Genomic DNA, 15,289 nt, shown 5'->3' on the forward strand with positions numbered 1-15,289 from the left:
AAAGTCTCGAGGTTTCTCGAGACTTTATTTTTATTTACCAGCGTAATATTTTTGAATCCCTTTTACGATGCCTGCGACCAGTTTATCTTGGTAGCGACTATCTCTGATTTGTTGGCTTTCAGTGAAATTATCCATATAACCAAGTTCAAGGAGGACGGCTGGTTTGGCTGTTTCGCGTAGTACGGCAAAACTTCTTTCTAACTGACCAGCATCCTTAGCCCCTGTTTCGGCTAAGAGAGAGGAGTGGATAGCAGCAGCGAGGCGCTTACTTTCACTAATGCGATCAGGATGGTTGTGCCAGTATGGATTAATCTTACTTGGATAATCAGGTTCATCGCTATAGGAGTAGGTTTGAATACCGCTCGCTTTTGAATATGCGTTTCCAGTTGCATTGAAGTGGATACTGATAAAAATGTCAGAGTTGGTTTTGTTGACCATACGGGAACGTTCTGTAATGAAATCTACATCAATATCACTATCACGTGAGGTGAGAACCTTGTAGCCTAGTTCTTCTAACTTGGTGCGAAGTTTACGGTAGATTTGCATATTGAGATCTTTTTCAGCTACATTGTAGTAAAAGGCGCCAGAATCTCGACCACCGTGTCCGGGATCGAGGAAGATGGTGTTACTGTATTGGCCTTTTACAAATCCACCCTCAGTTGAAACTTCAGAAATCCATTTCCCATCTTTTTGGAAGAGATGGTCTTTTCCAGAAATCTTGTGAATTCCTGTAACATAGCGACCATTTTCATCCAAATAGTAACGCCCTTTGTCTTGACTATCATCGATCCACTCGTTTTTGGCCATATAGCCACCAGACTTGAGATAATAAGCTCCAATCCACTCCTGATTTGCATAATGCCCATTCGCTTTTAGATAGAACCAGCTCTTATAAGTCTTGTCGAAGATCCATTCTTTTTCAGCCATGGCCCCACTGGTCTTGAGGTAGTAGCTTCCTTGCCATTTATCTGCTAGCATTCCCCCATCATGAGTAAAAGAGTACCAAGAGCCCTGGATTTTTTGCCACTTGTCTTGGACGTATCTGCCTGAATCGCTAGCATAGAACCAAGTATCCTTGATTTTGACCCAGTTGTTTTCTGCCATAGCTCCACTCTTCTTAAAGAGGTAGCCCTTGAAGGTTGTTTCGCTCAACATCCTTCCTTCTTTGTCAAAATAGTACCAAGTACCCTTGATTTTCTCCCATTTGTCTTGAGAGATTTTTCCTGACGGCAGAACGTAGTACCAAACGTGATTGACCTCTTTCCAACCTTGAGATACCATGGCTCCACTTTGACCTAAGAAATAGCCATCAATGCTTGTATTGCTGAGCATGATTCCAGTTTGGTCAAAATAGTACCAAGCACCATTGATTTTTTTCCAAGCATTTTGAGTTAATCGTCCAGAAGGAGCAGCGTAATACCATTGATTCTCCAATTTGGTCCAGCTATTTTCCACCATAGCACCCTCTTGGTCAAAGGCATAACCTTTATAGATAGTGGACTGGAGACGGTCACCATTTTGGTCGAAGTAGTACCATTTGCCTTGAATTTTTTTCCAGTTCACTGCAGGTTGGTCATCTTGGTAGAAGCGCCAGTGATGATTTTCTTGGTACCAGCCCTCCTTTTTGGGCTTGTCTTCTTGCACATCTACTTTCGGAAGAGTTTCTGATTTAGAGTTTTCCTCAATACTTGATTCTTTCTTTTCTTCTTTGGCAATTGCTTCCTTGACAGCAGGTGTGGCTTGAGTTGTATTTTCTTCTCCTAAGACGGATGCGGGTGCTAATCCTGCGATTGAAAGGATTAAAGCACTGGTCAGTAGTATCTTTTTCACTTTCCATTTCCTAACTTTTTCTTTTTCTCTTTTTCATTTTTCCTATTAATTATCGAATTGAACTTCTTCTAGTAGATACTCGATAAAGCGTTCGCCCATCTTAGACAGGCTGGTTTTTTCATGCTGGATATAGACTAGTTCAATCGGGTCGTCAATGTCCAGTGGAATGGAAACGATATTGTCTCCGTTAAGGTTGCTGTTCAAAATCCCTGTTGCAATCGTGTAACCATCCAAACCAATCAAGAGATTAAAGAGGGTGGCACGGTCGCTGACTACGATAGATTTTTTGTGGTATTCCTGAGAGAGAATCTCTTCAGAGAAGTAGAAGGAGTTGTGAGTCCCTTGGTCATAGCTGAGGTAAGGGAAGTTCTCCAAGTCTTCTAGTTTAACCTTATCTTTCTTTGCCAGAGGATTGGTCTTGCTGACGAAGATATGGGGCTGGGCTGTAAAAAGATGGTGGGCCAAGAGGTGGTTGTCATCCAGCATTTTCGTTAAAACATCACGGTTATAACTATTCAAAAAGAGGACACCGACTTCACTACGGAAGTTCTTGACATCGTCGATAATCTCCCAAGTCCGAGTTTCACGAAGGAAAAGTTCGTATTTTTCCATATCACTTTTTTTGAGCAAGGAGACAAAGGCATTGACTACAAAGGCATAGTGCTGAGAGGAAACACTGAAAAGTTCGCGGTGGGCGATAGGATTTTTATAGCGTTCCTCAAGAAGCTGAGTTTGCTCAACGACCTGACGGGCATAGGAGAGAAACTCCATCCCATCACGGGTTAAGGTAATGCCCTTGGGATTGCGGATAAAGATTTCAATGCCCATTTCATTTTCCAAGTCTCGAACGGCATTGGAGAGACTAGGTTGGGTGATAAAGAGTTGCTTGGCTGCTTCATTCATAGAGCCAGTTTCGACGATTTTGATAATATAGTGTAATTGTTGAATTCTCATGCTTTTATTGTACCATACTTGCGGAAGAATGGGCAATGAAGACGAAGAAAATAGGGGGAAAGAGCCGGTCCAGTATTGAAAAAAAGTCTAAAATCTGTTAGAATGAAAGCTATGAAAACATTCTATGATGTGCAGCAATTTCTCAAACAGTTTGGCATTATTGTCTATGTGGGGAAGCGCTTGTATGATATTGAACTGATGAAGCTCGAACTCTCTCGGATTTATGATGCAGGTCTGATGGACAAGCTAGACTATCTAGAGGCGGAAGCTGTTCTTCGTAGAGAGCACAAGATAGAATTAGACTACATAGAGAAAAATGGAGATAAGAACTTATGACAATTTGGATTTTGTGGGGAATCGTACTAGCGATGGCGGCTTGGATGGGGTATAACTACCTTCGTATTCGTCGTGCGGCTAAGATTGTAGACAATGCAGAATTTGAAGCCTTGATTCGGAAAGGACAGTTGATTGATGTCCGTGATGCAGCAGAATTTCACAGAAAACACATTCTTGGTGCGCGCAATATTCCTTCAAATCAGTTGAAGTCAAGCCTTGCAGCCCTTCGCAAGGATAAACCTGTCCTTCTCTACGAAAACCAACGCGGACAACGAGTGACCAATGCAGCACTTTATCTGAAAAAACAAGGTTTCTCTGAAATTTATATCCTTTCTTATGGGTTGGATTCTTGGAACGGGAAGGTCAAGACGAGTTAACATTCTATTAAAATCTGTCGAATGGTAGATAAAGCTAGTATCTTAAGGTATCATCATTTATATTAAATTTAAGGAGATTTTATAATATGAATTCACAACAAAAGAAAAAAACTTCACTTATTTTAGGTATCTTATCTATCGTCCTTGGTTTGCTATTTCCAATAGTAGGTCTGATTTTGGGGATCATAGGATTGGTCTTGGCTTTTTCATACCAAAAAGAATCTGGACTAGACTATAAAACAGAAAAAATTCTCAACATCGTAGGACTTGTGGTTTCTGTACTTAACTGGATTGTAGCTGTCGCAGTATTTTTTAGAATTGTAGCTGTTGCAGTATTTTTTAGATAAGCAAAAAATAAAAAAGCTTTAAATTTAAAGCTTTTTTATTTTATCGACTCATCTCTAAGTAGTTTTTTATGATTTCCAATTCCTCTGGATTCAAAGGACGGTATTGCCCTTCTGCAAGTTCTGAATCTAACGTAAAATCACCGAACTGAACTCGTTTGAGAGTGGTCACCTTGACACCAACTGAGAGGAACATTTTTTTAACCTGATGAAATTTGCCTTCTGAGATGGTGATGGAGGCACGGCTCTCTGTTGGGCTTGCGGACAGAATATCTAGTTTTGCAGGTTTACAAGTGGTCCCATCTAAAAAGACAATCCCCTCTTTGAAGTACTGAATATGGTCTGGTGTGAGCAGTCCGTTGACCACCACTTGATAGGATTTATCGACATGGTACTGGGGATGAAGGAGTTGAAAACCAAGAGGTCCATTGTCTGTCAAAAGCAGTAGTCCCGTCGTATCGCGGTCTAGTCTGCCGACAGCATAGAGTTGGTCAGACTGGATGTCCGGAGGAAGGAGGTCCATGACGGTTGGTAGGCCCTTATCCTTGCTAGCTGTAACGCTTCCGTTTGGTTTATGAAGCATGAGGTAGGTGTGCTCGTATCCTTGAATCTGCCGTCCTTGAAAGACTAGTTTCTGCAATCCAGTGTCGACATTTTGAGCGAGAGAGCGAGCTGGACAATCGTCCACTAGGATTTCTTTTTTCAAAAGTGCCTGTTTCATAGCCTTGCGACTGACCATTTCTTGGGCTAATAATCTATCTAAACGCATACCAGCTTATCTTATCATAAGTCTCTGACTTTGAAAAGAGTTGCCTTGACTAGAAAAGCAGAGTGAAAACATTTACACTTAGCTGAACTGTGATTTTTGAATGAGACTGTGGTATAATTGTTCAGTTAGAAATAAAAATTTAAATATTAGAGGAAATCATGACAAAATTAAGAGAAGATATCCGTAACATTGCGATTATCGCCCACGTTGACCACGGTAAAACAACCCTCGTTGACGAATTATTGAAACAATCAGAAACGCTTGATGCACGTACTGAATTGGCAGAGCGCGCTATGGACTCAAACGATATCGAGAAAGAGCGTGGAATAACCATCCTTGCGAAAAACACTGCCGTTGCCTACAACGGAACTCGTATCAATATCATGGATACACCAGGACACGCGGACTTCGGTGGAGAAGTTGAGCGTATCATGAAAATGGTTGACGGTGTTGTCTTGGTCGTGGATGCCTACGAAGGAACCATGCCACAAACTCGTTTCGTATTGAAAAAAGCCTTGGAACAAAACCTTGTTCCAATCGTGGTTGTCAACAAAATCGATAAACCATCAGCTCGTCCAGCAGAAGTAGTGGACGAAGTCTTGGAACTTTTCATCGAGCTTGGTGCAGATGATGACCAGCTTGATTTCCCAGTGGTGTATGCTTCAGCTATCAACGGAACATCTTCATTGTCAGATGATCCAGCTGACCAAGAAGCTACGATGGCACCAATCTTTGACACCATTATCGACCACATCCCAGCTCCAGTAGACAACTCAGATGAGCCTTTGCAATTCCAAGTGTCACTTTTGGACTACAATGACTTCGTTGGACGTATCGGTATCGGTCGTGTCTTCCGTGGTACTGTTAAGGTTGGGGACCAAGTTACCCTTTCTAAACTAGATGGTACAACGAAGAACTTCCGTGTTACAAAACTCTTCGGTTTCTTTGGTTTGGAACGTCGTGAAATCCAAGAAGCCAAAGCTGGTGACTTGATTGCCGTTTCCGGTATGGAAGACATCTTTGTCGGTGAAACCATCACTCCGACAGACGCAGTTGAAGCACTTCCAATCCTACACATCGATGAGCCAACTCTTCAAATGACTTTCTTGGTCAACAATTCACCATTTGCTGGTAAAGAAGGTAAATGGGTGACTTCTCGTAAGGTGGAAGAACGCTTGCAGGCAGAATTGCAAACAGACGTTTCCCTTCGTGTTGACCCAACGGATTCACCAGATAAATGGACAGTTTCAGGACGTGGAGAATTGCACTTGTCAATCCTGATCGAAACCATGCGCCGTGAGGGTTATGAACTTCAAGTATCTCGTCCAGAGGTTATCGTAAAAGAGATTGATGGTGTTAAATGTGAACCATTTGAACGTGTTCAAATCGATACTCCAGAAGAATACCAAGGATCTGTTATCCAAAGCCTTTCTGAACGTAAGGGTGAAATGTTGGATATGATTTCAACTGGTAATGGTCAAACTCGTTTGGTCTTCCTTGTTCCAGCGCGTGGTTTGATCGGTTACTCAACTGAGTTCTTGTCAATGACTCGTGGTTACGGTATCATGAACCATACCTTCGACCAATACTTGCCATTGATTCCAGGTGAAATTGGTGGACGTCACCGTGGTGCCCTTGTTTCCATCGATGCTGGTAAGGCAACAACATACTCAATCATGTCTATCGAAGAACGTGGTACAATCTTTGTCAACCCAGGTACTGAGGTTTACGAAGGAATGATTATCGGTGAAAACTCTCGTGAAAACGATTTGACAGTTAACATCACTAAGGCCAAACAAATGACCAACGTTCGTTCTGCAACCAAGGACCAAACAGCGGTTATCAAGACACCTCGTATCTTGACCCTTGAAGAGTCTCTTGAGTTCTTGAACGACGATGAGTACATGGAAGTAACGCCTGAGTCAATCCGTTTGCGTAAGCAAATCCTCAACAAGGCAGAGCGCGAGAAAGCCAACAAAAAGAAAAAATCAGCTGAATAAGAGCTAGAAAGAGATAAAGATGGTCTATTTAATCATAGGGATACTCTTATTACTACTCTATGTATTTGCGACACCCCAAAGTATCAAAGGAACAGTCAACATCGTTATCTTGGTCTTTGTAGTTGTTGCTCTCTTGATTTTGCTGATGTTGTCCATCTTGCAAATCTTCCAATTACCGACAGAATTCTTTGTCACAATAGCCATGCTTGCCCTAGCCTACTTTAGCTTGAGGGACATTACGCTCATGTCTGTAAAAAAGAGCAAAAGAAGATAAATAGAAAGAGAGCTATGGCTCTCTTTTTCGATGTCAGAATGAGGACTAGAGCATTTTCGTTTAGTATTATTTCCATAAAAATGGTAAAATAGTAGGAGTAGAAATGGAGTTTGAGACATGAAAGTAATCGATCAATTTAAAAATAAGAAAGTTCTTGTTTTAGGTTTGGCTAAGTCTGGTGAGTCTGCGGCCCGTTTGCTAGACAAGCTAGGAGCTATTGTGACAGTAAATGACGGCAAGCCTTTTGAGGAAAATCCTGCTGCTCAAAGCTTGCTAGAAGAGGGAATCAAGGTTGTCACTGGTGGGCATCCTTTGGAGCTCTTGGATGAAGATTTTGCTCTGATGGTGAAAAATCCAGGTATCCCGTATAGCAATCCCATGATTGAAAAGGCATTGGCAAAGGGGATTCCAGTCTTGACTGAGGTGGAATTGGCTTATTTGATTTCAGAAGCGCCAATTATCGGTATCACTGGTTCAAATGGGAAAACCACTACAACGACGATGATTGGGGAAGTTTTGACTGCTGCTGGTCAACGCGGTCTCTTGTCAGGGAACATCGGCTATCCTGCTAGTCAAGTGGCTCAAACTGCAACAGCCAAGGACACGCTCGTCATGGAACTTTCTTCTTTCCAACTGATGGGTGTTCAAGAATTCCATCCTGAGATTGCGGTTATTACCAACCTCATGCCAACTCATATCGACTATCATGGTTCTTTTGAGGAGTATGTGGCAGCTAAGTGGAATATCCAGAACAAGATGACAGCAGCTGATTTCCTTGTCTTGAACTTTAACCAAGACTTGGCAAAAGAATTGGCTACCAAAACACAAGCTACTGTTGTACCATTTTCAACACAGGAAAAGGTTGATGGAGCTTATTTGGAAGATGGTCAACTCTACTTCCGTGGAGAAGTGGTCATGGCAGCTAGTGAAATCGGTGTTCCAGGTAGCCACAATGTAGAAAATGCCCTTGCGACTATTGCTGTAGCCAAGCTCCGTGGTGTGGATAACCAAACCATCAAGGAAACTCTTTCAGCCTTTGGTGGTGTCAAACACCGTCTCCAATTTGTGGATGAAATTCAGGGTGTCAAATTCTATAACGATAGCAAATCAACCAATATCTTAGCGACTCAAAAAGCCTTGTCAGGATTTGACAACAGCAAGGTCATCTTGATTGCAGGTGGTTTGGACCGTGGTAATGAGTTTGACGAGCTGGTGCCAGACATTACTGGACTCAAGAAGATGGTTATCCTTGGTCAGTCTGCAGAACGTGTCAAACGGGCAGCGGATAAGGCTGGTGTGGCTTATGTAGATGCGACAGATATTGCAGATGCGACCCGCAAGGCTTATGAACTCGCGACTCAAGGAGATGTGGTTCTCCTCAGTCCTGCCAATGCTAGCTGGGATATGTATGCTAACTTTGAAGTACGTGGCGACCTCTTTATCGACACAGTAGCGGAGTTAAAGGAATAATATGAAAAAAATTGTCTTTACAGGTGGGGGGACGGTTGGACACGTGACCCTCAACCTTTTGTTAATGCCCAAGTTCATAGAAGATGGCTGGGAAGTCCACTATATCGGGGACAAGCGTGGGATCGAACACCAAGAAATCCTCAAGTCAGGTCTGGATGTGACCTTCCATTCCATAGCGACAGGGAAATTGCGTCGTTACTTCTCCTGGCAAAACATGCTAGATGTCTTTAAAGTTGCCTGGGGTATCGTCCAATCTCTCTTTATCATGTTACGACTGCGTCCACAGGCTCTTTTTTCAAAGGGGGGCTTTGTCTCTGTACCGCCTGTTATCGCAGCGCGTGTGTCAGGAGTACCTGTCTTTATCCACGAATCGGACCTATCCATGGGCTTGGCCAATAAAATCGCCTATAAATTCGCAACCAAAATGTACTCTACTTTTGAGCAGCCTGCTAGCCTTGTTAAGGTAGAGCACGTGGGAGCAGTGACCAAGGTAACAGGTCAAGAGACGCCAGAACCAGACGAGTTGGTGGATATCCAAACTCACTTTAATCCTAAATTGCCAACGGTATTGTTTGTCGGTGGTTCTGCAGGAGCTCGTGTATTTAACCAATTGGTGACAGACCATAAAAAAGAGTTGACAGAGCGCTACAATATTATCAATTTAACTGGAGATTCTAGCCTCAATGAGTTGAGTCAAAATCTCTTTCGTGTTGATTATGTGACGGATCTCTATCAACCCTTGATGAAGATGGCAGATGTGGTGGTAACGCGTGGCGGTGCTAATACGATTTTTGAGCTCTTGGCCATGGCGAAACTCCATCTCATCGTACCATTGGGTCGTGAAGCAAGTCGAGGAGATCAGATTGAAAATGCCGCCTACTTTGTAAAGAAAGGCTATGCAGAAGAACTTCAAGAAAGTGACTTGACCTTGGAAAGCTTGGAGGAGAAACTCAGTCACTTGCTTAGTCACAAGGATCAATACCAAGCTAGCATGAAGGCTTCGACTGAATTGAAATCTCTTGCAGATTTTTACGATCTACTAAGAAAAGACCTAGCATAAGGAATATCAATGTCAAAGGATAAGAAAAAAGAATCAAACCAGAAGCAAGAATTGTCTGAATGGCAGAAACGAAACCAGGAATACCTGAAGAAGAAGGCTGAGGAAGAAGCTGCCCTTGCTGAAGAGAAGGAAAAGGAAAAACAAGCTCGAAAAGAAGCCAACTCGAAACTATTGGAGGAATCCAAGAAATCATCGAGTGAGTCAGATGAGGAAGTCTCAAGTCCGAGCAAGGAACCATCCGAAAAAGAAGAAAAATCTCAAAAGGATAATCCTAAGGTCAAAGAAGAAAAAGAGAAGAAGAAAAAAGAAAAACCAGAGAAACCAGAAAAACCTGCTAAGCCTAAAATTGCGCCTGTTCATATTTGGCGAGCTGTGAGTATCTTGGTACCGAGTGTCCTGGTCCTCCTTCTTTCAGTCTATCTGTTGACTCCGCTTTCGACCATCAAAAATATCGAGATTAAGGGAAATAGTAACACGCAGGCGGATGACATCAAACAGGCTTCTGGAATTCAAGATAGCGACTATACCTTAGCTCTATTGTTGGATAAGGAAACATACGCTGAGCGAATCAAGTCCAACCATTGGATAGAATCAGCGAAGATTGACTATCAATTTCCGACTAACTTTACAATTGAGGTTAAGGAATTTGATATTGTCGGTTATTATGTGTCTGGTGAAGAACATTATCCTATTCTGTCTAGTGGTACAGTAGAGTCAACTCCTGTTGATCGCTTAAACTTGCCTGAGACTTATCTGACAGTTACCTTTAACGATGAGCAGCAGGTGAAAGAACTGATCAAAGGATTGTCTACCATCAGTGAGGATATCAAGAGCCAAATCCAGAAAATCGAATTAGCGCCGAGCAAGGCAACAGCAGATCTTTTAAAAATTACCATGCTGGATACAGATGAGATTTTGGTTCCCCTATCAGAATTGAGCAAGAAATTGCCTTATTACAGCAAAATCAAGCCCCAATTGTCAGAGCCGAGTGTAGTCGATATGGAAGCTGGAGTATACAGCTACACGATAGCGGATAAACTGATAGAAGAGGCTGAGGAAAAAGCCAAACAAGAGGCCAAGGAAGCTGAGAAGAAAAAACAGGAAGAAGAAAAGAAAAAACAAGAAGAACAGGGAAATCAAAACCAAACGAGCCAGCAATCACAGAGTCGTTAGACTAACTTTTCCTCTTGATTTTGAATGGTATAGAAGTCCAGTTTCGAGTTTTTGCTTGACAAGTCCTACTATAAATAATAGAATAGAAAAAAACCTTTAAAGCAGTCCAGAGAGGCAGCTAAGGTTAGACGGTGAAAGGGTGGAGACTACCCATTTTTCGTGGAACCTTGCTGTTGGCAGGTTCCTTTTTTCATGCTCTCTAGCTTACAAAGGTAAAAGGAGAAAGGTATGCGTGAACATCGTCCAGTTATTGCTCTTGATTTTCCTAGTTTTGAGGCAGTCAAGGAATTTTTATCTCTTTTCCCAGCAGAAGACAGTCTTTATCTAAAAGTAGGGATGGAGCTTTATTATGCGGAAGGTCCAGAAGTTGTCCGTTATTTGAAGTCACTGGGGCATAGTGTCTTTCTGGACCTCAAGCTACATGACATTCCCAATACAGTCAAATCTGCTATGAGGGTCTTGTCTCAGCTTGGTGTAGACATGACTAACGTTCATGCAGCTGGTGGTGTGGAGATGATGAAGGCTGCGCGTGAAGGTCTGGGGACACAAGCCAAATTGATCGCTGTGACCCAGCTTACCTCAACGTCGGAAAGCCAGATGCAGGATTTTCAAAATATCCAAACCAGCCTGCAAGAGTCTGTGATTCACTATGCCAAGAAGACAGCTGAAGCGGGCTTAGATGGTGTCGTTTGCTCAGCTCAGGAAGTGCAACTCATCAAGCAGGCCACCAATCCAGATTTTATCTGCCTGACACCGGGAATTCGTCCAGCGGGCGCTGCGGTTGGAGACCAAAAACGCGTCATGACACCAGCGGACGCCTACCAAATCGGTAGTGACTATATCGTAGTGGGACGTCCTATTACCCAAGCTGAGGATCCTGTTGCAGCTTATCATGCTATCAAGGATGAATGGAACCAAGACAGAAATTAAAGAAATAGATTATAAAAACAAAAGGAGAATACTATGACACTTGCTAAAGATATCGCTAGCCACCTCTTGAAAATCCAAGCCGTTTACCTCAAACCAGAGGAGCCTTTTACTTGGGCATCTGGGATCAAATCGCCGATTTATACTGACAACCGTGTGACGCTTGCCTATCCAGAAACTCGTACCTTGATTGAAAATGGTTTTGTGGAAGCTATTAAAGCAGAATTTCCAGAAGTAGAAGTGATTGCAGGAACTGCGACAGCAGGAATTCCACACGGAGCTATCATTGCTGACAAGATGAACTTGCCTTTTGCCTATATCCGCAGCAAACCAAAAGACCACGGAGCTGGTAATCAAATCGAAGGTCGCGTAGCTCAGGGGCAAAAGATGGTTGTTGTTGAAGACCTCATTTCAACTGGTGGGTCTGTTCTTGAAGCCGTAGCAGCTGCTAAACGCGAAGGGGCAGATGTTCTTGGTGTCGTAGCGATTTTTAGTTATCAACTACCAAAAGCAGATAAGAACTTTTCGGATGCTAGTGTAAAATTGGTGACGCTTTCTAACTACAGTGAACTCATCCACCTAGCCCAAGAAGAAGGTTACATCACACCAGAAGGGCTCGACCTCCTAAAACGCTTTAAAGAAGACCAAGAAAATTGGCAAAATGCCTAAAACATAGAAAATCAGGTAGTCACTAGGATTACCTGATTTCTTTTTGTTATGTTTATTAGATGTTAGTCGACTTTTCCACCTTCAACAACTAGATCATCTGCTTTAGCAGCGTCACCGTAGGTTGGGTGAAGTGTCTTTTCATAAGCCTTGTGGAAGAAGTTTTCTTTACCAAGTTTTTCGATTTCTTGGTTGATGTAGTCAAGAAGTTCTTGATTACCCTTTTGAACTGCTGGTGCGATGGTATCTGGGTCACCGAGGGAAGAAATTCCTACTTCAAATCCTTTATTTTCGAGTGCCCAAGCTAGGACTTCCGTATTGTCAGTAGAGAAGGCATCTCCACGTCCGTCAAGAAGGGCTTGATAGGCATCGCTATATTGGTCGTATTTTTGGAGTTTTACTTCTGGGTGATTTTTTTCAAAGTAAGTTTCAGCAGTCGTTCCCTTTGTAACAATCAAAGTTTTGCCTTCTAATTCTTTAACGTCTTTGATGACTTTATCTTTTGGTGACACAACACCGAGTGATACTTTCATGTAAGGAAGGGCAAAGTCAACTTGTTTCTTACGTTCGTCAGTAACTGTGAAGTTGGCAAGGGTGATATCCACCTTGTTTGAAATCAAGTATTCAGCACGGTTGGCAGCATCAACGGAAACGTATTTAACTTTCACACCAAGGTCTTGTGCCAGTTGGTTCCCAAGTTCAATATCGTATCCTTGGTAAGAACCGTCGTTGTCAATATAACCAAACGGTTTTTTGTCTCCAAATACGGCGATTCGAAGCTCACCGCTTTTTTTGATTTCGTCAATAGTGCGGGCCTTGGCGGTTTTTTTTCCTGATGAAGCATCAGAGCTTCCACCTGAGCTACAAGCTGTGACAAAGATAAGCGCAAATGCTAGAGCAAAAACAGTTAGAATTGGTTTGAGTAGTTTCATAAAAATCTCCTTTATAGATATGAGCCGAACTGGCTAAAGTCAAAGACGTTTAAAAATTCCTGTGCTCGTTTGGTTTGTGGATTGGTGAAGAATTCCTGAGCCGTTCCTTCTTCAGCGATTTTCCCTTGGTCGAGAAAGATAATGCGGTCTGCAATAGCTTGGGCAAACTGCATTTCGTGGGTTACCAGAATCATGGTGCGCCCTTCTTGAGCCAAGTCATTTATGAGTTCCAGAACTTCACGCACCATTTCTGGATCCAGTGAAGCCGTCACTTCGTCAAAGAGGATAATTTCTGGATGCATGAGAAGGGCACGGACAATCGCCACTCGTTGTTTCTGTCCCCCAGATAATTGGCGAGCAAAACTGTCTTTTTTATCGAGCAAACCCACACGTTCCAGTAGTTGTAAAGCTTCCTCCGTTACTTCTTTCTTGTCTCGTCCCTGAGCTTTGATAGGGCCTAGGATGAGGTTTTGAAGGACATCTAGGTGAGGAAAAAGTTCATAACTTTGAAAGACCATGCCAATCTTTTGGCGAACCAGGTGAAAGTTTTTCTGATTGCCAACAATAGACTGGCCATCTAGAAGAATATCTCCACCTTGTATGGTTTCTAAGCCATTGAGGCAACGAAGGAGAGTGCTTTTTCCGCAACCAGATGGTCCTAGAATGACAACGACTTCCCCCTTTTTGATATCCAGAGAAAGGCCTTGGAGGATGGGATTGTCTCCAAAGGATTTTTTTAAGTCCTTGATTTCTAAAATAGTTTCAGACATTTAGTTCCTCCAATGTTTTTCTAAGTGAGTGGATAGTTTGGAAATAGGAAAACAGACTGCGAAATACAGGACCAGAATGGTTCCATAAATCCAAAAGGAAGCGGTTGGGATGGTCAAGCGATTGCTATCGATGATTTGTTGTCCAACCTTGGTCACTTCCACAACCCCAATCAAGACAACTAATGAAGTGGTTTTAATCATCCGAGTAACAAGGTTGATGGCTTGCGGTAGTAGTCTTCTCAAGACCTGTGGAATGATAATGTGATAGTAAAGTTGGAAGTTGGTCAAGCCCAGAGCCTGTCCGCTTTCAAACTGATGTTTAGGGAGGGAAGTAATGGCCCCACGAACCAAGTCCCCCATTTCAGCTGTTCCCCAGAGGGTAAAAACAATAATAGCCGAAGTCTCGCCTGAGATATTGATATTAAAGTTTCGAGCTAAGCCGAAATAAACGATGAAAAGTAGTACTAGCTGGGGCATGATACGGATAAATTCCAGATAAAAGCGTGTTAAAAAACGAATAACTCTAGAATGGGAGGTCATGATGATTCCCATGACTGTTCCGAAAATCATTGATAGAAGGACGGAGAGAATGGAAATTCCAATCGTGACACCCAATCCCTGTAAGATTCGCAGGAGATTATTTCCCTGAAAGAGTACTTGCATTCCCGAATCCTGCATGGCGGAGCCTCCTTTCTATCCAGCTAAAGACTAGAGAGATGGGTAACAGCATGATCAGGTAAGCAACTACCAACATGGCTAGTGCAATGTCTGTCTCATAATAGAGTCCAATCAAGTCCTTGGCGACATACATGAGATCGGCTAAGGCTACCGCAGAGAAGACAGAGGTTTCTTTGATGAGGAAAATGACATTGGCACTAAAGGACGGTAGGGCTACCGCAGTCGCTTGCGGAAAAACCACATAGCGAAAGACCTGTACAGACGTTAGACCAATGGCTAGACCAATCTCGTGCTGGGTTTGACTGACTGCTTCCAGTCCGCTTCTGAAAGATTCAGCCATGTAGGAGCCACCTAAAAAGATGAGTCCGACTGTTGCACAGACTTCTGAAGAAAGAACAATCCCTATTCGGGGAAGCCCGAAGTAGAGGAAGAAGAGCTGAATCAAAAGGGGCGTGTTTCGTGACAATTCGATGTAGGCTGTTGCTAGCTGTGAAAAGATAGGAACGCGATAATGCCGAATGACACTAACGATTAGACCAACAAGAAAAGAACCCAGAATTCCCCAAACTGCGATATGTAGGGTCAGAAAAAAAGCCTTTTGATAGAGTGGTAAATATTGTTCAACAATGGACCAATCCAAAATAGAACCTCCCATCTAGGAATAATATAGCTATTGTAGCACTAAAGGACATGTTTGGATAATATGAATTTTTTATCACAATGATAGAA

General features: G+C 42.7%; 17 protein-coding genes. 10 read left to right on the plus strand and 7 right to left on the minus strand.

Going from position 1 to position 15,289, the window contains the following annotated elements; genetic code table 11:
* Positions 1–30 precede the first annotated feature (30 nt).
* Together EL140_RS02630 and EL140_RS02635 are read right to left on the minus strand one after the other, a co-directional pair.
* Positions 31–1,830, minus strand: coding sequence for an N-acetylmuramoyl-L-alanine amidase (locus tag EL140_RS02630; RefSeq protein ID WP_000722519.1), 1,800 nt, complete (start codon positions 1,828–1,830; stop codon positions 31–33).
* Between the two features lie 45 nt (positions 1,831–1,875).
* Positions 1,876–2,784: a LysR family transcriptional regulator gene (locus EL140_RS02635; RefSeq protein WP_001222580.1), complete on the minus strand. Its 909-nt coding sequence runs from the start codon at positions 2,782–2,784 to the stop codon at positions 1,876–1,878.
* Positions 2,785–2,886: 102 nt separating this feature from the next.
* Between EL140_RS02635 and EL140_RS02640 the strand changes: the two genes are divergently transcribed.
* From EL140_RS02640 to EL140_RS02650, 3 genes are all read left to right on the plus strand, one after another.
* Entirely contained in the window at positions 2,887–3,120 is a 234-nt protein-coding gene (locus tag EL140_RS02640) for a YqgQ family protein (RefSeq protein ID WP_002874361.1), read from the plus strand.
* Positions 3,117–3,497: a rhodanese-like domain-containing protein gene (locus EL140_RS02645; RefSeq protein ID WP_000158116.1), complete on the plus strand. Its 381-nt coding sequence runs from the start codon at positions 3,117–3,119 to the stop codon at positions 3,495–3,497. Before EL140_RS02640 ends, EL140_RS02645 begins: the two co-directional genes overlap by 4 nt.
* A gap of 86 nt (positions 3,498–3,583) precedes the next feature.
* A complete protein-coding gene (locus tag EL140_RS02650) occupies positions 3,584–3,844 on the plus strand; it encodes a hypothetical protein (RefSeq protein WP_001088145.1) in 261 nt (86 codons plus the stop codon).
* A gap of 40 nt (positions 3,845–3,884) precedes the next feature.
* Here EL140_RS02650 and EL140_RS02655 read toward each other — a convergent pair whose 3' ends face one another.
* Positions 3,885–4,610 carry a 16S rRNA pseudouridine(516) synthase gene (locus tag EL140_RS02655; RefSeq protein WP_001235083.1) on the minus strand — a complete coding sequence of 242 codons (726 nt, stop codon included), beginning with the start codon at positions 4,608–4,610 and terminating at the stop codon, positions 3,885–3,887.
* Between the two features lie 158 nt (positions 4,611–4,768).
* Between EL140_RS02655 and typA the strand changes: the two genes are divergently transcribed.
* The 7 genes from typA to pyrE all read left to right on the plus strand — a co-directional run bounded on the left by typA (position 4,769) and on the right by pyrE (position 12,183).
* Positions 4,769–6,610 (plus strand): translational GTPase TypA, encoded by a 1,842-nt coding sequence (gene typA / locus EL140_RS02660; RefSeq protein WP_000164125.1) that lies wholly within the window; start codon positions 4,769–4,771, stop codon positions 6,608–6,610.
* A gap of 19 nt (positions 6,611–6,629) precedes the next feature.
* Positions 6,630–6,884: a DUF3165 family protein gene (locus tag EL140_RS02665; RefSeq protein ID WP_000262665.1), complete on the plus strand. Its 255-nt coding sequence runs from the start codon at positions 6,630–6,632 to the stop codon at positions 6,882–6,884.
* A 117-nt stretch (positions 6,885–7,001) separates the two neighbouring features.
* Positions 7,002–8,354, plus strand: a complete 1,353-nt coding sequence (gene murD, locus EL140_RS02670) for a UDP-N-acetylmuramoyl-L-alanine--D-glutamate ligase (RefSeq protein ID WP_000863074.1) — start codon at positions 7,002–7,004, stop codon at positions 8,352–8,354.
* 1 nt (position 8,355) lies between these two features.
* Positions 8,356–9,414, plus strand: a complete 1,059-nt coding sequence (locus tag EL140_RS02675) for a UDP-N-acetylglucosamine--N-acetylmuramyl-(pentapeptide) pyrophosphoryl-undecaprenol N-acetylglucosamine transferase (protein WP_000724814.1) — start codon at positions 8,356–8,358, stop codon at positions 9,412–9,414.
* Between the two features lie 9 nt (positions 9,415–9,423).
* On the plus strand, positions 9,424–10,587 hold the full coding sequence (locus EL140_RS02680; RefSeq protein WP_000031123.1) for a cell division protein FtsQ/DivIB: 1,164 nt from the start codon (positions 9,424–9,426) through the stop codon (positions 10,585–10,587).
* Between the two features lie 228 nt (positions 10,588–10,815).
* The gene (gene pyrF / locus EL140_RS02685) at positions 10,816–11,517 is read left to right on the plus strand and encodes an orotidine-5'-phosphate decarboxylase (protein ID WP_001206743.1); all 702 of its coding nucleotides are present in this window, start codon (positions 10,816–10,818) and stop codon (positions 11,515–11,517) included.
* 33 nt (positions 11,518–11,550) lie between these two features.
* A complete protein-coding gene (pyrE, locus tag EL140_RS02690) occupies positions 11,551–12,183 on the plus strand; it encodes an orotate phosphoribosyltransferase (protein WP_000170907.1) in 633 nt (210 codons plus the stop codon).
* Between the two features lie 62 nt (positions 12,184–12,245).
* On the opposite strand, the gene EL140_RS02695 is transcribed toward pyrE, so the two are convergent.
* The 4 genes from EL140_RS02695 to EL140_RS02710 are packed head-to-tail and all read right to left on the minus strand — an operon-like array spanning position 12,246 to position 15,200.
* Positions 12,246–13,112: a cysteine ABC transporter substrate-binding protein gene (locus tag EL140_RS02695; protein WP_000771282.1), complete on the minus strand. Its 867-nt coding sequence runs from the start codon at positions 13,110–13,112 to the stop codon at positions 12,246–12,248.
* An 11-nt stretch (positions 13,113–13,123) separates the two neighbouring features.
* Complete coding sequence (locus tag EL140_RS02700) at positions 13,124–13,882, minus strand: amino acid ABC transporter ATP-binding protein (protein ID WP_000004993.1); 759 nt, start codon at positions 13,880–13,882, stop codon at positions 13,124–13,126.
* Positions 13,883–14,560: an amino acid ABC transporter permease gene (locus EL140_RS02705; protein ID WP_002874363.1), complete on the minus strand. Its 678-nt coding sequence runs from the start codon at positions 14,558–14,560 to the stop codon at positions 13,883–13,885.
* Complete coding sequence (locus tag EL140_RS02710; RefSeq protein ID WP_002875160.1) at positions 14,520–15,200, minus strand: amino acid ABC transporter permease; 681 nt, start codon at positions 15,198–15,200, stop codon at positions 14,520–14,522. The genes EL140_RS02705 and EL140_RS02710 overlap by 41 nt, the downstream gene beginning before the upstream one ends.
* Positions 15,201–15,289: the final 89 nt, after the last annotated feature.

Origin of the sequence: Streptococcus oralis ATCC 35037, assembly GCF_900637025.1 — a bacterium.
Lineage (GTDB): Bacteria > Bacillota > Bacilli > Lactobacillales > Streptococcaceae > Streptococcus > Streptococcus oralis.